This is a genomic window from Mediterraneibacter sp. NSJ-151, assembly GCF_022487435.1.
Lineage (GTDB): Bacteria > Bacillota > Clostridia > Lachnospirales > Lachnospiraceae > Schaedlerella > Schaedlerella hominis.
The window spans coordinates 70,483-91,260 of the sequence record NZ_JAKVPP010000010.1 but is presented as its reverse complement, the minus strand read 5'-3'; the positions used below and the strand labels follow the sequence as shown (position 1 = coordinate 91,260).

Annotated in this window: 15 protein-coding genes and 1 pseudogene; 3 read left to right on the top strand and 13 right to left on the bottom strand. The window is 39.0% G+C overall.

Features of this window, described 5'->3' with window-relative positions:
* Window positions 1-946 precede the first annotated feature (946 nt).
* The gene (locus LQE94_RS11295; protein WP_240577723.1) at window positions 947-1,795 is read left to right on the top strand and encodes a 3-isopropylmalate dehydrogenase; all 849 of its coding nucleotides are present in this window, start codon (window positions 947-949) and stop codon (window positions 1,793-1,795) included.
* Window positions 1,796-1,951: 156 nt separating this feature from the next.
* On the opposite strand, the gene LQE94_RS11290 is transcribed toward LQE94_RS11295, so the two are convergent.
* The gene (locus tag LQE94_RS11290; protein ID WP_240577722.1) at window positions 1,952-3,115 is read right to left on the bottom strand and encodes a PD-(D/E)XK nuclease family transposase; all 1,164 of its coding nucleotides are present in this window, start codon (window positions 3,113-3,115) and stop codon (window positions 1,952-1,954) included.
* A gap of 209 nt (window positions 3,116-3,324) precedes the next feature.
* On the opposite strand from LQE94_RS11290, the gene LQE94_RS11285 reads away from it, so the two are divergent.
* Window positions 3,325-4,161: a 3-isopropylmalate dehydrogenase gene (locus LQE94_RS11285; protein ID WP_240577721.1), complete on the top strand. Its 837-nt coding sequence runs from the start codon at window positions 3,325-3,327 to the stop codon at window positions 4,159-4,161.
* Between the two features lie 193 nt (window positions 4,162-4,354).
* On the opposite strand, the gene clpB is transcribed toward LQE94_RS11285, so the two are convergent.
* The 5 genes and pseudogenes from clpB to LQE94_RS11260 all read right to left on the bottom strand — a co-directional run bounded on the left by clpB (window position 4,355) and on the right by LQE94_RS11260 (window position 12,631).
* Window positions 4,355-6,952, bottom strand: coding sequence for an ATP-dependent chaperone ClpB (gene clpB, locus LQE94_RS11280; RefSeq protein WP_240577720.1), 2,598 nt, complete (start codon window positions 6,950-6,952; stop codon window positions 4,355-4,357).
* A 311-nt stretch (window positions 6,953-7,263) separates the two neighbouring features.
* Window positions 7,264-9,159, bottom strand: coding sequence for an extracellular solute-binding protein (locus LQE94_RS11275; protein ID WP_240577719.1), 1,896 nt, complete (start codon window positions 9,157-9,159; stop codon window positions 7,264-7,266).
* 4 nt (window positions 9,160-9,163) lie between these two features.
* Complete coding sequence (locus tag LQE94_RS11270) at window positions 9,164-10,000, bottom strand: ABC transporter permease (protein WP_022076284.1); 837 nt, start codon at window positions 9,998-10,000, stop codon at window positions 9,164-9,166.
* A 505-nt stretch (window positions 10,001-10,505) separates the two neighbouring features.
* Window positions 10,506-11,579: pseudogene (locus tag LQE94_RS16245) on the bottom strand (ABC transporter ATP-binding protein); the annotation flags it as partial.
* A gap of 83 nt (window positions 11,580-11,662) precedes the next feature.
* Window positions 11,663-12,631: a calcium/sodium antiporter gene (locus LQE94_RS11260; RefSeq protein WP_240577718.1), complete on the bottom strand. Its 969-nt coding sequence runs from the start codon at window positions 12,629-12,631 to the stop codon at window positions 11,663-11,665.
* A gap of 271 nt (window positions 12,632-12,902) precedes the next feature.
* Between LQE94_RS11260 and LQE94_RS11255 the strand changes: the two genes are divergently transcribed.
* Window positions 12,903-13,367 carry a hypothetical protein gene (locus tag LQE94_RS11255; RefSeq protein ID WP_240577717.1) on the top strand — a complete coding sequence of 155 codons (465 nt, stop codon included), beginning with the start codon at window positions 12,903-12,905 and terminating at the stop codon, window positions 13,365-13,367.
* 158 nt (window positions 13,368-13,525) lie between these two features.
* On the opposite strand, the gene LQE94_RS11250 is transcribed toward LQE94_RS11255, so the two are convergent.
* The 7 genes from LQE94_RS11250 to LQE94_RS11220 form a co-directional block, all read right to left on the bottom strand.
* Window positions 13,526-14,578 (bottom strand): sulfate/molybdate ABC transporter ATP-binding protein, encoded by a 1,053-nt coding sequence (locus LQE94_RS11250; RefSeq protein WP_240577716.1) that lies wholly within the window; start codon window positions 14,576-14,578, stop codon window positions 13,526-13,528.
* A 51-nt stretch (window positions 14,579-14,629) separates the two neighbouring features.
* Entirely contained in the window at window positions 14,630-15,334 is a 705-nt protein-coding gene (gene modB / locus LQE94_RS11245; RefSeq protein ID WP_118738042.1) for a molybdate ABC transporter permease subunit, read from the bottom strand.
* An 86-nt stretch (window positions 15,335-15,420) separates the two neighbouring features.
* Entirely contained in the window at window positions 15,421-16,311 is an 891-nt protein-coding gene (modA, locus tag LQE94_RS11240; RefSeq protein WP_240577715.1) for a molybdate ABC transporter substrate-binding protein, read from the bottom strand.
* Between the two features lie 278 nt (window positions 16,312-16,589).
* The gene (gene mog / locus LQE94_RS11235) at window positions 16,590-17,534 is read right to left on the bottom strand and encodes a molybdopterin adenylyltransferase (protein ID WP_022076277.1); all 945 of its coding nucleotides are present in this window, start codon (window positions 17,532-17,534) and stop codon (window positions 16,590-16,592) included.
* Window positions 17,535-17,536: 2 nt separating this feature from the next.
* Entirely contained in the window at window positions 17,537-18,526 is a 990-nt protein-coding gene (moaA, locus tag LQE94_RS11230) for a GTP 3',8-cyclase MoaA (RefSeq protein ID WP_240577714.1), read from the bottom strand.
* Window positions 18,527-18,595: 69 nt separating this feature from the next.
* Complete coding sequence (locus LQE94_RS11225; RefSeq protein ID WP_240577713.1) at window positions 18,596-19,615, bottom strand: molybdopterin-binding protein; 1,020 nt, start codon at window positions 19,613-19,615, stop codon at window positions 18,596-18,598.
* A gap of 184 nt (window positions 19,616-19,799) precedes the next feature.
* Window positions 19,800-20,636 (bottom strand): PRD domain-containing protein, encoded by an 837-nt coding sequence (locus tag LQE94_RS11220; protein WP_240577712.1) that lies wholly within the window; start codon window positions 20,634-20,636, stop codon window positions 19,800-19,802.
* Window positions 20,637-20,778 lie beyond the last annotated feature (142 nt).

The window sequence follows — 20,778 nt, the reverse complement described above, 5'->3', positions numbered from 1 at the left end:
ATTTTGATATTAAAATGTCTCTAGAAATAAGACAAGCGAAAAGTTTTCCTTACGCTTTTAGGTTATGTTTTTTGCATCTTTTCATTTTTTATTTTTCCATCTTACGTATAACTATAAATTGCAATTATTTGTTTACAAAACATTATAAGTATAAAACTTTGATATACCTATGTCAACGCCCCCCCCCCCCGAAAAATTTGTTGTTTTTTATTTGTACAAGAGGTGGGTGGGAGGGGGAAAGGTTATTCGCTGTTGCAGATATTTTTTGGGATGCGGTGGTATCTGCATGGTTGGGATATTCGATATCGCAGATGCTTTTTTTGATGCGGCGGTATCTGCAAGAGTGGGATATTCGATATCGCAGATGCTTTTTTTGATGCGGCGGTATCTGCAAGAGTGGGTTATTCGCTGTTGCAGATGCTTTTTTCCTGCCACTCATGTATAATTGCATCTGCAATTTAATTATTTCATGACTTGCAGATACTCACTTCTACAAAATTGCATCTGCAACCTGCTTATTCTATAACTTGAAGATGCTTCCCACTCAAAAAATTTCATCCTCAATTTACTTATTTCAAGACTTGTAGATGCTTCTGCTCCAAAAACAGCATCCTCAACTTGCTTATTCCAAGACTTGTAGATGCTTCCCCTCGCTTTCTGCTAAACTGTGTATTGTGAAACATAAAACTTCTTACTTTACATAACTTAATTTTCATGATATGGTATCACTACATCTTCAGGGAATTTCTTTTCTCTGAATTTTCTAAGCCGCAAGGCTCTCATCTCGGGTTTCGATTTCTGAAACATAATCCGATATGAAAAGAGATGTTTTTGACAAGTTGATAATCGAGGATTTCTATATTATTTCACTTCAGTGGTTATTTTTTGTTGTCTCTTTGTCATTGCATTAAGTAACTGGAAACTTTATAATGAAAGGAGACTTTAATTGAAGAAAGGTACAAAAGATACGATTCAATGGCATCCGGCTTTTCAGGCATCAATCCAGATCGAATTTGAAGCCGAAGCTGAAAAACTTACCTTTGAGCCGGAGCATTTGCTTTCTAAAAAGCCTATGCAAATGGATGAATTGATCATCAAGGTTGCTGAAAACGAAGCGATTCACAAAAATATTGGCAGGATTTTTAGACGATACAATATCATCGAATACAAAAGTCCTGATGATAACCTAACAATCAATGACTTTTACAAAGTGTACGGATACTGCTGTTTTTATCAGTCAGACACAGATAAAATTTGCGAGATTCCACCCGATGAATTGACTATCACTTTCATTTGTAATCATTTTCCGAGAACAATGGTTCAACATTTGAAAGAATTTCGTGGACTGGATATTAGTCATGTGGAGGCTGGAATCTATTATATTACCGGGGATGCTTTTCCGATACAGCTTTTGGTGACAAGGGAATTAGATCCGAAAGAAAATCTCTGGTTGCAGAGTTTGCGCAATAACATGTCTGAGCCTGAGGAAATCGAAACACTTCTCCGGGAATATGAGACAAAAAAATCATCGAAATTATATCAAGCTGCAATGGAAGTTATTACCCGGGCGAACTGGGATGCAGTAAAGGAGGTTAAAGAAACTATGTGCGAAGCATTGAAAGAATTAATGGCGGAGGAATTCCAAGAACAGGAAGAGCTGGTGACGAAGCGAGTGACAGAGGAGGTGACCGGAGAATTTATCAGAACTTTATCTAAGTCGATCACTGATGTTGATAAGCTTGCTGAACTTTTGAATTTACCTGTGGAACAGATTAATAAAGTATTGGATAAGTGATGTGGTTTAGCCAAAGCTCGACGAAACTGCACTAAATACCAAGCGACTATGCTCTCTTGCTCAGCTTCGTCGGGCAAGCCCGATTTCAATTCGCCAGATTGCATAGTCGCTTGGTATTTTTGTGGTGTGTCGTCGTAAATGGAAGGGAAGAGAGGTTTACTTCTTTCCTAACGATTTTAGGATTTCTTCATTTTGCCGTTTCAATTCTTCCATCATGGCTCTTATTTCTTTGTTTTCATTTTTTATTCTTTCGTTTTCGCTTTTTATGCTTTCGTTCTCGCTTTTTATACTTTCATTCTCGCTTTTTATGCTTTCGTTCTCAAACACCAAATTTTCATTCGCAAGTCCCAATTTTTCGTTCTCACGTGTCATATTTTCATTCTGAGTTCTTAAATTATCAGCTTGCTTCTGCATCTCATCAATCATCAATTCTACTGTATTGCGATCTAGTTCTAATAATTCTTTTGAAAACATTCCCATCACCTCTTCTATGTTGAGGCAAATGTCATACACTTGATTGTAAAGTGCTTTGAAATCGGGATATTGCTCTAATATCTGCACAATATCTTCCGGAGCATCCATACTCAGAAATGCTAGCCATGCCTCAAGACGATTGTCTAGTTTTATTATCTTGTCATTATTGTGCTTAATTTTATTGAAGTTGTCAAGCGTTACGAAGAGATATTTTTGTAGAAGATTCATCTTTGCCCCTGTATCGGATTCTTGCTTAAAGCGATGCATATATACGTCTTTGAATTTTTTTAATTCTTGTGGGCTTTGCTGAAATAGAACAATGGTGTAGACATCTTTTATATCTTTATATGACATTTTTGTATGAGAATCAAGTTTCTTTTCTGCCTTCTGTTTTACACGCTTATATTGTCGTAACAACAAATCGGCTGAATAGCAGGCACTTCGTTCTCCTGGAAACATATATCCTATTTTTTGAATTTCTAAGTTTACAATACTTCCATCTTCTAATTCAACGACAATGTCCATGATTAATAAAGTTGACTCATCCGCAAGTCTTGTCCCATCATTTGGTAACACTTCCAATATTTTTACTTTTTGATTTAAAAGTAATGATAAAAATTCATTTACCCGCTCACGATATATTTCCGGATTTAGAATTTCTTTACTTATAAAATCATACATCATCTTCACCCCACGTGCACCGGTACAGAAATTGATAAAATCTTGTCTTGCTTCTTCTTTCCAACTATAGAAAATTGATTTTAGTTTTGGTTTTTCCTCTATCTCGGCCATTAGTTGTTCTTTCGTCCGAATCATAGGGAAATACTGTTGCAGTTTGTTTGTCATAGGCATTTTCCTCCATTTTGAATATTTTGTTGTTTTTCATATCGGATTATGTTTCAGAAATTGAAACATAATCCGATATGAAAAGAAATGCTTTTGACAAGTTGATAATTAGGGATTTCTATACTATTTTCACTTCTATGATGATTTCTTGTTGTCTCTTTGTCATTGCATTAAGTAACTAGAAACTTTATAATGAAAGGAGACTTTAATTGAAGAAAGGTACTAAAGATACGATTCAATGGCATCCGGCTTTTCAGGCATCGATCCAGATTGAATTTGAAGCCGAAGCTGAAAAACTCACCTTTGAGCCGGAGCATTTGCTTTCCAAAAAGCCTATGCAAATGGATGAATTGATCATCAAGGTTGCTGAAAACGAAGCGATTCACAAAAATATTGGCAGGATTTTTAGGCGATACAATATCATCGAATACAAAAGTCCTGATGATAACCTAACAATCAATGATTTTTACAAAGTATATGGATACTGTTGTTTTTATCAGTCCGACACAGATAAAATTTGCGAGATTCCACCCGATGAATTGACTATCACTTTCATTTGTAATCATTTTCCAAGAAAAATGGTTCAACATTTGAAGGAATTTCGTGGACTGAACATTATTCATGTGGAGGCTGGAATTTATTATATTACCGGGGATGCTTTTCCGATACAGCTTTTGGTGACAAGGGAATTAGATCCGAAAGAAAATCTCTGGTTGCAGAGTTTGCGCAATAACATGTCTAAGCCTGAGGAAATCGAAACACTTCTCAAGGAATATGAGACAAAAAAATCATCGAAATTATATCAAGCTGCAATGGAAGTTATTACCCGAGCGAACTGGGATGCAGTAAAGGAGGTTAAAGAAACTATGTGCGAAGCGTTGAAAGAATTAATGGCGGAGGAATTTCAAGAACAGGAAGAACTGGTAACAAAGCGAGTGACCGAAGAATTTATCCGAACGCTCTCTAAAAATATCACTGATGTTGATAAGCTTGCTGAACTTTTGAATTTACCTGTGGAACAGATTAATAAAGTATTGGATAAGTGATGGGATTCCTCGTTGCGCCATACAAAATACCAAGCGACTATGCAATCTGGCGAATTGGAGTCGGGCTTGCCCGACGAAGCTGAGCAAGAGAGCATAGTCGCTTGGTATTTTTGTGGTGTATTATGCTATCTGAGACTAAAGCAATGGCAGACTGCTCGCACAGTCTGCCACTTAATATCATTTATTCTCTTTATTAAATATCACTTCGTCCTTTTATCTTTGCTACAAGTTTGCCATCTTCAACTTGTAATAAGATTACATCGCCTGTTCCGACATTTCCTTCAAGGATCAGTTTTGCAGCTAATGTATCAACGTGTTTCTGCAGATATCGTTTGAGTGGTCTTGCACCGTAAGTTGGATCGTAACCACCATCTATAACGAAGCTTTTTGCTTCTGGTGTTAATTCGATGGAGATTTCTTTATCTTCCAGTCTCTTGTTTACATCTGCGATCATTAAATCTACAATTGAGCCGATGTTTTCTTTTGTCAATGGTTTGAACATGATAATCTCATCGAGACGGTTCAGGAATTCTGGTCTGAAATGTGCTCTTAAATCTTGCATTACCATTTCTTGATTCTCTGGCTTGATTTCGCCGTTGTCCTGAATTCCATCCAGCAGGTAGGATGATCCGATGTTGGATGTCATGATCAATATTGTATTTTTAAAGTCTACTGTACGGCCTTGTGAGTCTGTGATACGACCATCATCCAGTACTTGCAAAAGTACATTGAATACGTCCGGATGTGCTTTTTCAATCTCATCGAACAGTACAACGGAGTATGGTTTTCTACGAACTGCTTCTGTCAGCTGACCGCCTTCATCGTATCCGACATATCCCGGAGGTGCTCCGATCAGACGGCTCACGGAATATTTCTCCATGTATTCACTCATATCGATACGAACCATGTTATTTTCATCATCAAACAGACTTTCTGCCAGTGCTTTCGCAAGTTCTGTCTTACCTACACCGGTTGGTCCTAAGAATAGGAATGAACCGATTGGTTTGGATGGATCTTTGATTCCTGCTTTGGAACGGATGATAGCTTCTGTAACTTTTGTTACACCTTCATCTTGTCCAATGACACGTTTATGCAGTTCTTCGTCGAGATGAAGAGTCTTGCTTCGCTCGCTCTCGTTTAGTTTTGCTACCGGAATTCCTGTCCATCTGGAAATGATTCTGGCGATTTCATTATCTGTAACGCTTTCGTGTACCAGACGTAAGTCTTTCTCTTTGATATGTGCTTCCTCTTCTTCTAATTGTTTTTGAAGCTGTGGAAGTTTTCCATACTGCAGCTCGGCTGCTTTTTCCAGATCGTATGAGCGCTGTGCTTTTTGGATATCGTTATTGATCTGCTCGATCTCTTCACGGATTTTCTGAACACGTTCTACGGAATGTTTTTCATTATCCCACTGTGCTTTCTGTTTTGAAAATTGTTCTCTGAGTTCTGCAAGCTCTTGCTGTAAATGTTCCAGTCTTTCTTTGCTTAACCGGTCTTCTTCTTTTTTAAGTGCCGCTTCTTCGATCTCAAGCTGCATAATCTTTCTTCGCAGTTCATCCATCTCGGCCGGCATGGAATCTAGTTCTGTCTTAATCAATGCACATGCTTCATCGACAAGGTCGATTGCTTTATCCGGTAGGAAACGGTCTGATATATATCGGTTGGACAATGTTGCCGCTGCCACAAGTGCTCCGTCTGTGATTTTAACGCCATGGTATACTTCATAACGTTCTTTCAGTCCACGAAGGATAGAAATGGCATCTTCTACGCTTGGTTCATCTACTAAAACCGGCTGGAAACGTCTCTCAAGTGCTGCGTCTTTCTCGATATATTTTCTATATTCGTCCAGAGTTGTAGCACCGATACAATGTAACTCGCCTCGTGCAAGCATTGGCTTGAGCATATTTCCGGCGTCCATAGAGCCTTCTGTCTTGCCTGCTCCGACAATCGTATGCAGCTCATCGATGAAGAGAATAATCTTTCCTTCGCTGTTCTTTACTTCTTCCAATACGGCTTTCAGACGTTCTTCGAATTCACCACGATACTTTGCTCCTGCTACGAGCGCACCCATATCCAGTGCGAAAATGATCTTATCTTTCAGACCTTCCGGCACATCTCCTCTTACAATTCGCTGTGCAAGCCCTTCTACTGCTGCCGTTTTACCGACACCTGGTTCACCGATCAGAACCGGATTGTTCTTAGTCTTACGTGAAAGGATTCGGATTACATTACGAATCTCAGCATCTCGTCCGATAACCGGGTCTAGCTTCTGTTCTCTTGCACGCTCAACCAAATCGGTACCATATTTTGCAAGTGCATCGTAGGTTGCCTCTGGATTATCGCTTGTCACTTTCTGATTGCCTCTGACGCCGGACAATGCCTGAAGAAATGAATTGCGGTCGATTCCGAATTCTCGAAACAGTGCTTTCATCTCTCTACTTGCGTGTTTTAACAATGCGAGGAACAAATGCTCAACTGAAACGTATTCGTCTCCCATCTGTTTGGCTTCGTCTTCTGCATGGATCAATACATTATTCAAATCCTGTCCGACAAACACCTGTCCTCCTTGCACCTTTGGTCTTTTATTGATTGCTTCTTCTACACGATTGATAAACAATGTCCCTTGAATGTTCATCTTCTCTAATAATTTTAAAATCAGGCTGTCATCCTGTGTGATCAGTGCATAGAGTAAATGTTCCTGTGCGATCTCCTGATTGCCATAATCATAGGCAACCTTCTCACAAGACTGAACTGCCTGCAATGAATTCTGTGTGAATTTATTAATGTTCATAATACAAACCCCCTTTTTTATAAAAAATGGTTGCTAAATGGCAGTTTTTAAAAGCGTTCTAAAAGCTACCATGAATCTTTATTGTTCTATTTACTCTATAACAATACCACTGCTTTTTTGGTTTGTCAACACTTTTGTTAGCACTTTTTAAAGGTGAGTGCTAATTTTGTTTTCATGTCTCTTTTCAGATACCAATCTGCTTTCGTAAGCCCTCATATCCACTTTCATATAATAAAAAATACTTGCGTTCGCCACATAATAAACTCTTACGTTCGCCACATAGAAAAAGGAGTGCTTTCGCACCCCTCTTATTACTTCGCATTACTTGCTGCAATTTTTACTCTGCTCCACAGATCACTGATGATCTTCTTTGTATCTTCATTATATTCAAATATTTCATCATTTTGATTATCGCTTCTTGGAATGTACGCATTGATTCCTTCGAAATCGCCGCCCACTCCAGAGAGATCATCCATAACTTCTTTATTTGCAGAAGTATAGCCTATATAACTTGAGTTATCATAAGCCCCGTCATAGTCGCTTGCATAGTTGATAAATGCGTATGCAAGCTCTGGATTTTTTGCATTTTTCGGAATGACCATCGCATCAGACCAGAGGTTTGTTCCGCTTCCCGGTAAATAGTAACCCATGTTTTCATTTTCTGCCATGACATAGGTTGCATCTCCTGAATAGATTAAGCCTAATGCTTTTCGGCCCTGTGCCATGTTGTCAATGATCTCATCCATAACAATTTCCGGATTCATCGTCTGCACACACTGAAGTAGCCAGTCATAAGCCTCCTGGATTTCTTTTTCATTCGTTGTGTTCATTGAATATCCCAATGCTTTTAACGCCATCATAAAGGAATCTCTCTCTGAATCGTAGAGATAGATATCTCCTTTATATTTTTCATCGAGGAAAATGTTGTAGCCTTCTTTTTTCAAATCTTCGATATCTACCTTTGTTTTGTCGTAAATGATTCCGACTGTTCCCCAGAAATATGGTATTGAGTATTCATTTCCCGGATCGTATGCCAGATTTTTTACGCCATCATCAAGCTTATCAAGGCAATCTAGTTTTGAGTGATCTAATTTTTGCAGATATCCTTCGCCTATCAATCTCTGAATCATGTAATCACTTGGAACAAGAATATCGTAGGATTCTCCATTTGCGACTTTGATATACATTTGTTCATTGGAATCAAAGTTTTCCATAACAACTGTTGCCCCGGTCTCTTTCTGGAAATCGTTGATGATATTTTCACCAGTATACTCGCCCCAGTTGTAAATGTGCAAGGTCTGGCCTTCAAATGGCTTGGATGCCGCTTTGTTTCCGGATATATTTACAAAAATCACAATTGCTAACAGTGCACATACTGCTGCAGTTGCCGGATAAACGAATTTTCTTCGGCCTACATTTTCTTTTTTTGCACGTTTTGAAGCTACGACCGGTGCAATGTTAATAATTACCAGGGCTATTGTAATAATGACAACAACAAGTGTTGACACTGCATTGATACTTGGATTTACACGTTTACTCATTGTATAAACTACAATACTTAAGTTTTTTACGCCGCGTCCTGTCACGAAGTATGAAATAATAAAATCATCTATTGACATGGTAAATGCAATTAGTGCACCTGAGATAATTCCCGGTGTGATCTGCGGTACAATGGCTTTTGTCAATGCCTGCCATGGTGTCGCCCCTAAATCCATTGCCGCATCTGCGATGTTTGGGTCAAGTGAACGGATTTTTGGCATGACTGACAAGATTACATATGGTATACAAAATGCGATATGTGCCAGAAGCATTGTCACATAGCCTTTTTCTATTTTAAATGTAATGAACAGCAGCATAAATCCAATCGCTGTTACAATTTCCGGATTCATCATCGGCAGATTGTTTACCTGCTCCATCAGATCTCTGATAATCTTTTTGGATTTGCTTAATCCGATTGCCGTGATTGTTCCGATAATTGTTGAAATGATTGTTGCGATGATTGCCACGCTAAATGTTGTGGATAATGCACTCATCATATCTCCGGAATCCATCATATGCTGATACCAGCGCAATGAAAATCCGGTAAATTTTGTCAATGATTTTCCATCGTTAAATGAAAAAATAATCATATATATAATTGGAAGATAGAAGAACACAATCGTCAGAATCAGAAGTATCTTACCAAATGGATGCTTATTTTTTTTCATTAGATTATGCCTCCTTTCCGCCTGCATTTCGTTTTTCAGTTTTACGCACTGCCATCATAAGCAGCATCATAATAACTGCCATGATCATAGAGATGGCACTTCCGAAGTTCCACTCTCCTACTGTAATAAACTGGTTTTCAATCATATTTCCAATAAGGAAATACTGACCTCCTCCTAACAGTTTTGGAATGAAGAAGGAGCTTACTGCCGGCAAAAATACTAATGTGATTCCGTTGATCACGCCCGGCAATGATAATGGCAGGGTGATGCGTCGAAATGTCTGCGCCGGACTTGCCCCTAAATCTGCGCTTGCTTCTAATAAGGAAGTATCCATTTTACACAGGGATGTCTGAATCTGCAAAATCATAAATGGCAGGAAGTTGTATACCATACCAAGCAATACTGCACCTTCTGTGTAAAGGAGCTTTATGTGTCCAAGACCTACGAGACTTAATATTTTCTGGATCAATCCGCCATCACTTAAGAGACCGATCCACGCATAAGTACGCACAAGCATGTTGATCCACATTGGAATTGTAATGCATAAAATTAACAGGTTCTGTGTTTTTTCTTTTGTTCTTGCAATGTAATATGCAATCGGATAACCAAGCAGCAGACAGATGATGGTTGTCTTAACCGCAATTGCAAGTGAGCGCCACAGAATCAATAAGAAATCTTTGTCGGTAAAGAATTTGATGTACTGATCCAGTGTTATTGAGAAGGATATGATGCTGTTTCCAGGCTCTGTAATCGAGTAAAGGAAAATCAGTGCCATTGGAAGCACGAGCATCAACACCGCCCACACGATATATGGGATTGCTAACTGTGAGAATTTCTTCATATTAAAATACCACCTTCGACATAACATGGATATCTTCCGGGAAGAATGTCAGCCCGACTTCCTGACCTTCCTCGGAATAGTCTGTTGTATGGATCTTAAACTCACGACCTGTCGTTGAGAATGTGATCTTATATACACCTTCTTTTACATCTTCCGGCTCAAAATCGTAATCTACACTTAAATCTACACTCTGGTCTTCGTCTGTCAACTTCCAACCTTGTGCATTTGCCCATGTTTTCAAATCTGTATCCAGTGCCTGGGATTCTATGATTTCATCTACTGTTTTTGAGAAGTTAAATGCCATAACACCTTCATTTGCTCTCTCATTTTTAACGAAAGGCTGGTTGACAACAAAAATATTTCTTTGTACACTTGTTCCTTTCGATGTCGAGAATGTAACTGGATATTCTCCTTCTTCCGGCTTCAAATCATATTCAATTCTTGCGATGGAAATGTACTCGTCTGTCTTTGGATCCCATGCCTGTGCATTTGAGAAAGCGATAATGTCTTTATCATCAAGTGCTTCTACATCTTCCACATCCACGTAAAAATCGCTGGCACTGATTTTTTCTGTTCCGTCTTCGCTTGTCACATCACGGTTATGTACTACTCGCATGTTTACGGTTACACTTGTTCCCGGCACTGTCTCAACAATAATCTCGTAGTGGACTCCTTTAAAGAGTACGCTCTGTACTTCTCCGGTAAGTTTTCCGTCTTTGACATCAACGATATCGATATCTTCCGGACGCAATACTACATCTACCGGTTCGTCTTTTCTGAATCCGAAATCTACACAGTCAAATGTTACATCATCAAATCGTACTTTGTAATCTTCGAGCATTCTTCCGGAAATGATGTTGCTCTCGCCGATGAAATTGGCTACATATACGTTTGCAGGCTCGTTGTAGATTTCTTCCGGTGTTCCTACCTGCTGGATTTCTCCGCCTTTCATAACAACGATCTTGTCTGACATTGTCAGTGCTTCTTCCTGATCATGTGTTACAAAAATAAATGTGATTCCTACTTCCTGTTGGATACGTTTTAACTCATACTGCATCTCTTTACGCAGCTTCAAATCCAGCGCCGCCAATGGTTCGTCTAATAATAAGACCTTCGGCTCATTTACAAGGGCACGGGCAATCGCTACTCTCTGCTGCTGTCCTCCGGAAAGCAGGGTTGTATTTTTATCTTCATACCCTTCCAGACCGATGAGTTTAAGCATCTTCATAACCTTCTGATCAATGATATCCTTGCTCATCTTTTTTATCTTAAGACCAAACGCAATATTTTCATAAACACTTAAATGTGGAAATAATGCGTATTTCTGAAATACAGTATTCAACTCACGTTCATATGGAGGTTTTTGACTGATTTCTTCTCCATCAAACATTACGCTTCCCTCGTCCGCATCCAGGAACCCTCCCAGAATTCGAAGCAATGTGGTTTTACCGCATCCACTTGGCCCCAACAGGGTCACAAATTCATTTTCATAAATATCCAGATTGATACCTTTTAATACAATCTGTCCATCAAAATTTTTTACAATGTTACGGAATTCAATAATTTTTTTCTTCTCCATTGTCCTCTCCCTTCTTTTGTAATCTATCGACTACGATTTTTCTTTTTTATAACTCTATTCCTTATGAAATATCTCACTTGTTTCTATCTCATAAACACGTAAAGGAAAAATGCAAAATAGCAAACTAAAAAGAGAATTCCTTCTTTTCTTTGAATTTCGCGTTTGCTGATTGCTGATACATACACGACGATACTTGCTATAATTAAAATAATTGTATCATACACCGCTGTCACATCGAGTGTGATTGGTGTGATAAAGGAAGACACTCCCAGTATCAATAAAATGTTGAAAATGTTTGAACCGACAACATTCCCTACTGCAAGGTCATTTTCTCCTTTTCTTGCTGCTACAACGGATGTAACCAGCTCTGGAAGTGATGTTCCTAGTGCTACGATTGTAAGCCCGATAAATGTCTGGCTCCATCCAAATGTCAATGCGATATTCGATGCGCTGTCTACGACCAGATTACCACCCCACACGATTCCGATTAATCCGATTACGATATAAATGCCGCTTTTTAGTGGGCTCATTGTCTTATACTCTTCCTCTTCCATATCTTTTGCTTCTGCTCTGGAGCGAAGTGCGGATTTTACGGTTGCATATATATAAAGAACAAACAAAATCAAAAACAGTAATCCTGCCCATCTTCCCAGGACAAACCCTTTATTTCCATCTATTACTTTCATAATCGAAAAATCAGAATCTACAAGCAGTAAAATAATTGTGATCAATATTGAAAATGGAAACTCTTTTTTGAGCAAGGACCATTTTGCCGCCACGGGTTTTACCAATGCACAACATCCAAGGACAACCAACAGGTTAAAAATATTGGAACCTAACACGTTGCTGACTGCCAGGTCGTTACTTCCCCGAAGTGCTGCCGTCACACTGACTGAGAGCTCCGGCATACTTGTTCCAAATGCTACGACTGTAAGACCGATGATGATTGTCGGCACCTTTAATATTTTTGCCACGCTGGAGCTTCCGTCCACGAAAAAGTCTGCCCCTTTAATCAACAATACAAATCCAATAATCAATAATATATAATCCATATTTTTTCTCCTTCATCCTGCGTAATTCACGTATCTTTCATGATAAAATCCAATGCATTTTCTGTCAAGGAACTTCTATTTATTTTTACGTTATTTTTACATAATTTTTCGCATAATTTTTCTTATGTGCTTTGTTTTTCGCTATAGCTTTTATATTAAATCTAGGTTATAATAAATTAATAGTTCTATTATTCAGATAAATTTTACAGCTACTCTGTAAATCGTAACTCATTTTTATTCTCAAAATCAGAGTATAGGGGGAATGTACATCATGAAAACACTCAGTCCTAACTGGAACGATTTGAAAAAAATTGCCGCTACGCGTGTTCCTGAACTTTTGTATCAAACCGAATATTCTTTTGTCGGTTTAATTGACCTTAATCATCATACGATCAGCAGATGTCGTCTTGATGCTAAGTCCGGTGAAGATTTTCTTACTTCCACTGATTCTTACGAACGGATTTGTGAATTGATGAAGCGTCTTCATATTTCCCCGGCAGATTATGATTATTTTGATTCTCATAATCCTCTGACAAAAGTCAAACATGCTTTGGATACACAAGGCGACTATAGTTATACCCTGCATCATGTTAAAAATAATAAAGAGCTGATTGTACGCTACAATTTTGTTTATTTTAATAAAGAACAACAGCTTGTTTTAAGCACAATCCAGGATATCAGCTATCTTGCTTATCAGGATTTTGTAACCGGCGATTTGAATCGTATTGGATTTTAACCACATCGTTTCGAATATTATTAAAAATGATCCTTGCAATGACAAATTTTCTCTTCTTTTCATGTTACCTATCCATTCTACACAAAAAGTTCTCTTTCGGAAAATGGTTTTCACCTTTTCCAAAAGAGAACTTTTCATTTGTTTTTGTATTAAAAACGTTATTTTAGAAACATTAATCTTTCTTCCGCAATCTGGAGATACTCTGGCAAACCGTTTGTCTCAACTACATTTTCCTTCTCTCTCTGTACAAACCAGCAGATAGAAGGTGTCTTCGGATTTGCAGGATTTAAATAATATTGATTTTCAAACGGAAGCTCTGACATGCTTTTTAATCGTACCTCTATACAATTTTCTTTTTTTTCTCCCCATACCGGCACAAAATCATGTGCACGGTACCCGATGCAGGTGCACCCTTTTGGCACTTCCTTTTTCAGCTGTAATGTAACTCCCCAATCCGGCAAAATAATTTTATTCGGAGATTCTGTATATTGCATTTCAGCAAAGTTTTTACATCCGGTCAATTTTGCTGCTGCGCGATATTGAGGGTTACTAAAGATTTCTTTTGTCTTTCCGGCTGTGATTACACTTCCCTGATCCAAAATCAGCAGCTCTTCACAAAAGCGATATACTTCGTCACGGCTATGAGAAACCATAATTACTGTTCCTTCGTAATCCTTCAGCATCTCTTCAAGTTCCTGTTGCAAATGGTCTTTCAAAAATACGTCCAATGCAGAAAATGGTTCGTCTAACAATATCACATCCGGGCTGTATGCCATAATTCTTGCCAGCGCAACCCTTTGTTGCTGTCCTCCTGAAAGTTGTCCGGGCAGACGTTTTAATAATTCCTGTATCTGAAATTTTTCTGCCATCTCCCTGACTCGATTTTCTTTTTCCTGCTTACTTCCTTTTAATCCCGCCGCAATATTTTGAGCTACCGTCATCGTTGGAAATAATGCATAGTTTTGAAATAAATATCCTATTTTTCTTTTCTGTGGCTTTAAATTCACTTTATTTTTTGAATCAAACAGTACATGTTCACCAATCTGGATTTTTCCTTCTGTCGGAGTTTCAATCCCTGCAATACTTTTCAATGTCATACTTTTTCCGCAACCGGAAGCGCCCAGAATCCCAATTCTTTTTGATGTGCTTTCAAACTTTACATTCAACTCAAACTCCCCGAGCTTTTTCTGGACATCTACACTTATTGCCATTTTTTGTCTCCTTTTTATTAGCGTTTCGTCTGTTTTATTTTTCACTTGGATTTACCAGCGTTTGACTTGTTTCATTTTCTTACCTGCAATTATGTTCATTAACACAACAATTCCAAATGCGATTGCCATCACAATTGCAACCCACACTCCGGCTGTCAGGTAATCTCCGTCTTGAATGACCATTGCAATCTTCTGTGAAATGGTTCCTGTCTTTCCGGGAATATTTCCGGCAAGCATCGATGTTGCACCATATTCGCCAAGTGCCCTTGCAAATGTAAGGATTGTTCCGGATGCAATTCCCGGTCCGGCAGTCGGGATAACTACCCTCCAAAATATTTTCAAATCGGACATTCCAAGTGTTCTTCCTGCATAAACAAGATTTACATCGATTTGTTCAAAGGCCGCTCTTGCATTTCGATACATCAATGGAAATGCAATCACTGTCGCTGCAATTATGCAGCCAAGCCAGCTCTGAACAACCTTAATATCAAACGTTTCATATAAGAAGATTCCAAACGGACGACGTCTGCTAAATATAAGTAGCAGGAAAAAACCTGCTACTGTCGGAGGCAAAACCATCGGAAGCGTCAGGATGCCATCCAGCACTGCTTTTACTCCAGGCGATGCTTTTACAATTTTGCGTGCAGCAAAAATACCTAAAAAGAAGGAGAATATCGTTGCTACAATTCCTGTTTTTAATGAAATCCATAACGGACTCCAGTCTAATGTCTTGATGACCTCTATCACTGCTTCCATGTTTTTCCTTTCTGATGAGCATCCGCTATCAGCAAATGCCATCTTTTTCTGATTTTTTGTTTATTCTTCTGAGCGAAATATACTGCTTATTCTACGTTTGTATCGAAATAGTATGAATCAAATACTGCTTTTGCTGCATCTGATGTGATAAAGTTGATAAAATCATCAGCTGCTTTGTTTTGTACTTCATCGGCTTCGTCATTCCAAACGCGTGCGATTGGATAAATTACATTTCCTGTCAGATCGTAGCTTACTTTCTGCAGAATATCCAGTTTGTCTTCATATCCATATGTATCTGAATAATATGTTGTTCCTACTTCGCAAGAACCTTCTACAACTGCTGCAAGTACTTTACTTACGTTATCCTGCTCGCTGATTTCAACTTGGCCTAAAGCATCAGAGATTTCCTGTGTTGTGATTGTTGATACATCATCTACTTTATTTAATGTTCCAATATTTACAAGTGCCTGGCGAGTATATTTGCCAACCGGAACGCTTCCGCCTGCCAGAGCGATGCTGCTTGCTTCGTTTAAGTTTTCAAGTCCTGTGACCTTTGTACCACTGTCTTTTAATGATACTACAACTATCTGGTTATTTACAACATTTGCACGAGTTCCATCTACTACAAGTCCGTCTTTTTCCAGCTGGTCCATCTGTTTCTGAGCTGCTGAGAAGAAAATATCACATTCGTACCCTTCTTCAATCTGTGTCAGCAGTGTTCCTGAACTGTCTGCGTTGTATGTGATTTTTACTTCTGGATGTTCTTTGTTGTATTCTTCTGCAAGCTCTGTCATAACTGTGTTTAAGCTGGCTGCGATAAATACCTGGATTTCTGTTTCTTTGGCATCATCTGTTCTTGCTTTCTCTTCTATTTTTGTTTCTTCTTTCGTATCTTTCGAATCTGAGCTTCCGCCACATCCTACAATTCCTGCTACCATTGCTGACGCAAGTATCATTGCTAAAATTCTTTTTTTCATCCTATTCCTCCTTGATGACTTTGTGTCAATATTTGTTGCATGCGAATGTTTTCCCTAAACCATTCGCTGTGTAAAATAGAAAGCAGTTAGGGCGCTGCTTCTATTTACAATCATTTCATAGCTCACTAAGCGTGTTCTTCATGCGGTAACACTCCGAGCAGCGGCTCGAAAGTACCTCGCTAAGCGTTTTTTTCACGCGGTAACACTCCGAGCAGCGGCTCGAAAACACCTCGCCTGCTGTCGTAGTGTACGGTAACGCTAAGCTCGAAAATACCTCGCTAAGCGTTACCGCATTCTCCATCTGTTCCGCGAAGGATTCCGAGGCCATGCCCCAGTGCCGGAAGGATGTACTCTAAGCTTTCTTTTACTGCTTTTGGGCTTCCCGGCAGGTTGATGATCAATGTTTTCTTTCTGATTCCGGCTACGGCTCTGCTAAGCATTGCGCGATTTGTAATGCTTAAGGAATAGTGTCTCATTGCCTCAGCAATCCCCGGTGCCATCTTGTCGCAGACAGCAATTGTTGCTTCTGGTGTTACGTCTCTTTCTGCAAATCCGGTTCCACCTGTTGTAAATACTACATTAATCTGTCTTTGGTCTGCCAGTCTGCAAAGCTGTCTTTCTATCTTTGCTTTTTCATCCGGCAAAATCATTTTTTCTATAATCTGATATTTAGAGTCTGTACATTCTTCTAATATCTGCTGAATCATCGGACCGCTTTTATCTTCGCGTTCTCCTGCATAACCTTTATCACTTAATGTAACAATTGCTGCGGTAAATGGTCTGTCTTTTGGCAATGGTAACTGAATGACTTCATCACCTGGTTTTATCACGCCACCTTTTATAATTTCTGTAAATACTCCTTCACGTGGCATGATACAATCGCCCATCTTTTTGTAAATTTCGCAGTGACTATGGCAATCTTTTCCTATCTGTGTTAACTCTAAAATTGCTTCTCCTATCTGAAATCTTGTTCCAACCGGAATTGTTCGAAGATCAAATCCTTCTACAAGAATATTTTCTCCAAAGGCACCATAATCAATTTCCGCACCTTTTTTCTGGAACTCATCAAACTTTTCAAATGAAAGCAGGCTTACCTGACGATGCCATTTCCCTGCATGTGCATCTCCTTCAATTCCCCAGTTTTCCTTTAAGACTGCAGATTCAATACTGTGCTTCTGCGTTCCTTTTTTTTCACTAATGCAAATTGCAATTATCTTTCCCATTTTCAACCACCTATTTGTATCATATCTTTCTTTTCTGTAATATCATCCAAATGCTCAAAACAATGTTGTTCTGGTTTTTCTAATATTGCTGTCTCTAATCTTTGCTTCAGCATTCTCTTCATATCTTCTGTTCCGATTTTTTCTCCGGAATCTCTTAGGATTTCTTTTAGATTATAAGATTTCCCATAACATAAACACGGCTTAATCATCCCCTGTGATGTCAGACGTATTCTATTGCATTTATCACAAAATTTCCCATGTATCGCACTGATAAATCCGATGCTTCCTTTAAATCCCGGTATGTGATAATATGTTGCCGGTCCATTTCCATGAACTCTTGTATCCTCTTCTAAATCCGGGTATATTTCCCTGATTTTTTTCTGGATATCTTCATTATATATTGTTTCAAATTGTTTCCCGTAACCAATTGGCATCATCTCGATAAAACGTACATCAATTGGCTGGTCTTTCGCCAAGCCGATCAGCTGCCCCCATTCCGCATCGTTTAGCTCTTTTTGTAATACGCTGTTAATCTTAACCCGTATCCCGGCTTCTACCGCTGCCTGAATTCCCTCTAACACATACTCTAATTTATCTTTTCCTGTAATTTCTTCATAATTACATCTGCTCAACGTATCAAGACTGATATTCACCGCATCCAGCCCATTTTCGCATAGCTCTGACATCTGCTGTGCCAAAAGTACTCCATTCGTTGTCAGTGTCACCTCTTCAATTCCCGGTATTTGTTTTATTCGGCCTATGAGTGCAGTACATCCCCTACGTACCAACGGCTCGCCACCGGTAATTTTTATTTTTTTAATCCCCAATTCTGCCGCCGCACAACAAATTTCTTCTATTTCTTCAAAAGAAAGAATGTCTGACATTGACACCAGTTCAACCCCATCCGGCATACAGTATCGGCAGCGAAGATTGCAACGGTCAGTAATGGATATTCTCATATATTCAATTGTTCGTCCATATCCGTCGATCATTGTCCTTCCCCTTCTACACGTCTCTTGTTTTCGTGTTGCCAACCTTCCTCGTACTTGCCTGCATTTCCTTTATTTTCCGAATCCGCAATTTGGAAATGTACAGACCGGGCAAGACAGACACAATCCACCTTCGCCAAGTGTGTCAATATCTTCTTTTGTTACTTTCTCGCCTGTCATCAGTCTTGGTAATACAAGGTCAAATATTGTCCGCTTTGCATACATTACGCATCCCGGAAGTCCAAGTACAGGAATTGTCTCATTATAATAGGAAAGCAAGAACATTGCTCCCGGTAATACCGGTGCTCCGTAAGTCTCGACCTTTGCACCTGAATTACGGATTGCCAACGGTGTCTTATCGTCTGGATCTACGCTCATTCCACCCGTACAGATAATCATGTCTGCACCTTCATCGAGCAATTCGCGGATATAACCTGTAATACGCTCCGGGTTATCGTCACTTACACGATGTCCGATGATCTCGGTATCAAATTCTGCTAATTTTTCTTTGATAACCGGTGTAAATGTATCTTCGATACGCCCATGATACACTTCATTTCCAGTCGTTACGATTCCAACTTTTTTGTGTAAATATTTACGCAATTCGAAAATCTGTCCCTCACCGCCAGTTTCTTTTGCGTGCTCCATCTTTTCTTTCTCGATCACAAGAGGGATAATACGCATTCCTGCAAGCTTATCACCTTTCTTCACCGGAAAATTGCCATGTCTGCTGGCAATCATCATTTCACCAAGACTGTTAATGCGATTTAATTTTTCTGTATCTACTTTTAATACGCCATCACACTCTGCAACCAGTTCAATCTTTCCTTCTTTAATCTGAGATGGAGCCATGTTATCATTCTTACACATGTCATAAAGCACCAGTGCCGCATCATTTTCATGAAGCATATTTTCATTATTCTCCCAGATATAAATGTGGTCTTTTCCGACACTTAACAATACCGGAACGTCTTCTTCCCGGATAATATGCCCTTTGCGAAATACAGCATCTTTTTTTACGCCTTTGATGATCTGTGTGATATCATGGCATAAAATCTGACCTACTGCATCCTCTGTCTTCATTAATTTCATAATTATTCCCCTTTTAATACGTCGTTTGTTATTTTTTTACTAATCGCATAGTAAAAAAATTTTTAATTTCAAAAAAGAGCTTGTCAGCCTTTTCAGGAAAGGTTGCCAAACTCTTTTTTAGCTTCTCTAATTTTTTTCAGATTATCACATTTTGCATATATTGTCAATTAATAAACGAGGATTTTTAGTTATTTTCACCGGAATTGTATACTCTCTCAATATGCATCGCCAGATATCCGATTTCTCGTTCACCCGGCTGAACGCCGATATTCTCACCCAAATGGTCGCAGACTGTTGTTGCAATTGCAAATGCTTTTGGGAATTTTATTTCTATATAATCATTGATATTAATCTTAAGTTCTTCACCGCGCAAAAGTCTTGCCGCCATATATTTCACATGATTCATCAAACGATTATAATCCAGCGTCATAACATCAATTTTTTTGCCCGTTTCTGTCTCTATAATGCTTACACATTCACGAACGGTTCGTGCCATCTGCATTGCCACTGATACTTTCTCATCTTCTATCGCAGAATGGACATGCAAGGCTACATAGCCAATCTCATCGTCTCCAATCTCTATCTGCATCCTGTCTGATAAAATCTTCTTCAATACAGATGCGACCTGAAATTCCTTATAAAATAGAGCATGTATATCACCTGTCAGGGGATTACTGATCTGTTCTCCGTTTTTCATCCGTGCAACTGCAAAGGATATATGGTCTGCCAGAGGAAATAAGATTCTCTTGTCAATATTTCCGAAAGTATGCTCTGCTTCTTTGAGTACTTCATTTGCAATTTCCAAAAATACAGGGTCCACACTTTTAACAAGCGATGCCGCACTCCCTCGTTCTGTATCATTTTTCAATGAATATCTTGTACAGTCAGAAGGTGCTTCAAATCGTTGACTGACTTTCTTCCCAAATCCAATTCCTTTTCCAAGCAGGACATACTCTTGATTTTCTTCCATCTCTATTGCGATAACACCATTGTTATTGAGTACTTTACTCACCCGATACATATAAATATTCCCCCTGACCATTTCATTTCCTAAAGACTAAAAACAGCGTAACAAAATCTCGCCAAAATGTAAAGTACCTCGGCCTAATTTGGCCGAGGTACTTTACATCATTAGCTGCTGTTCATGAGTACTCGCAAACAGC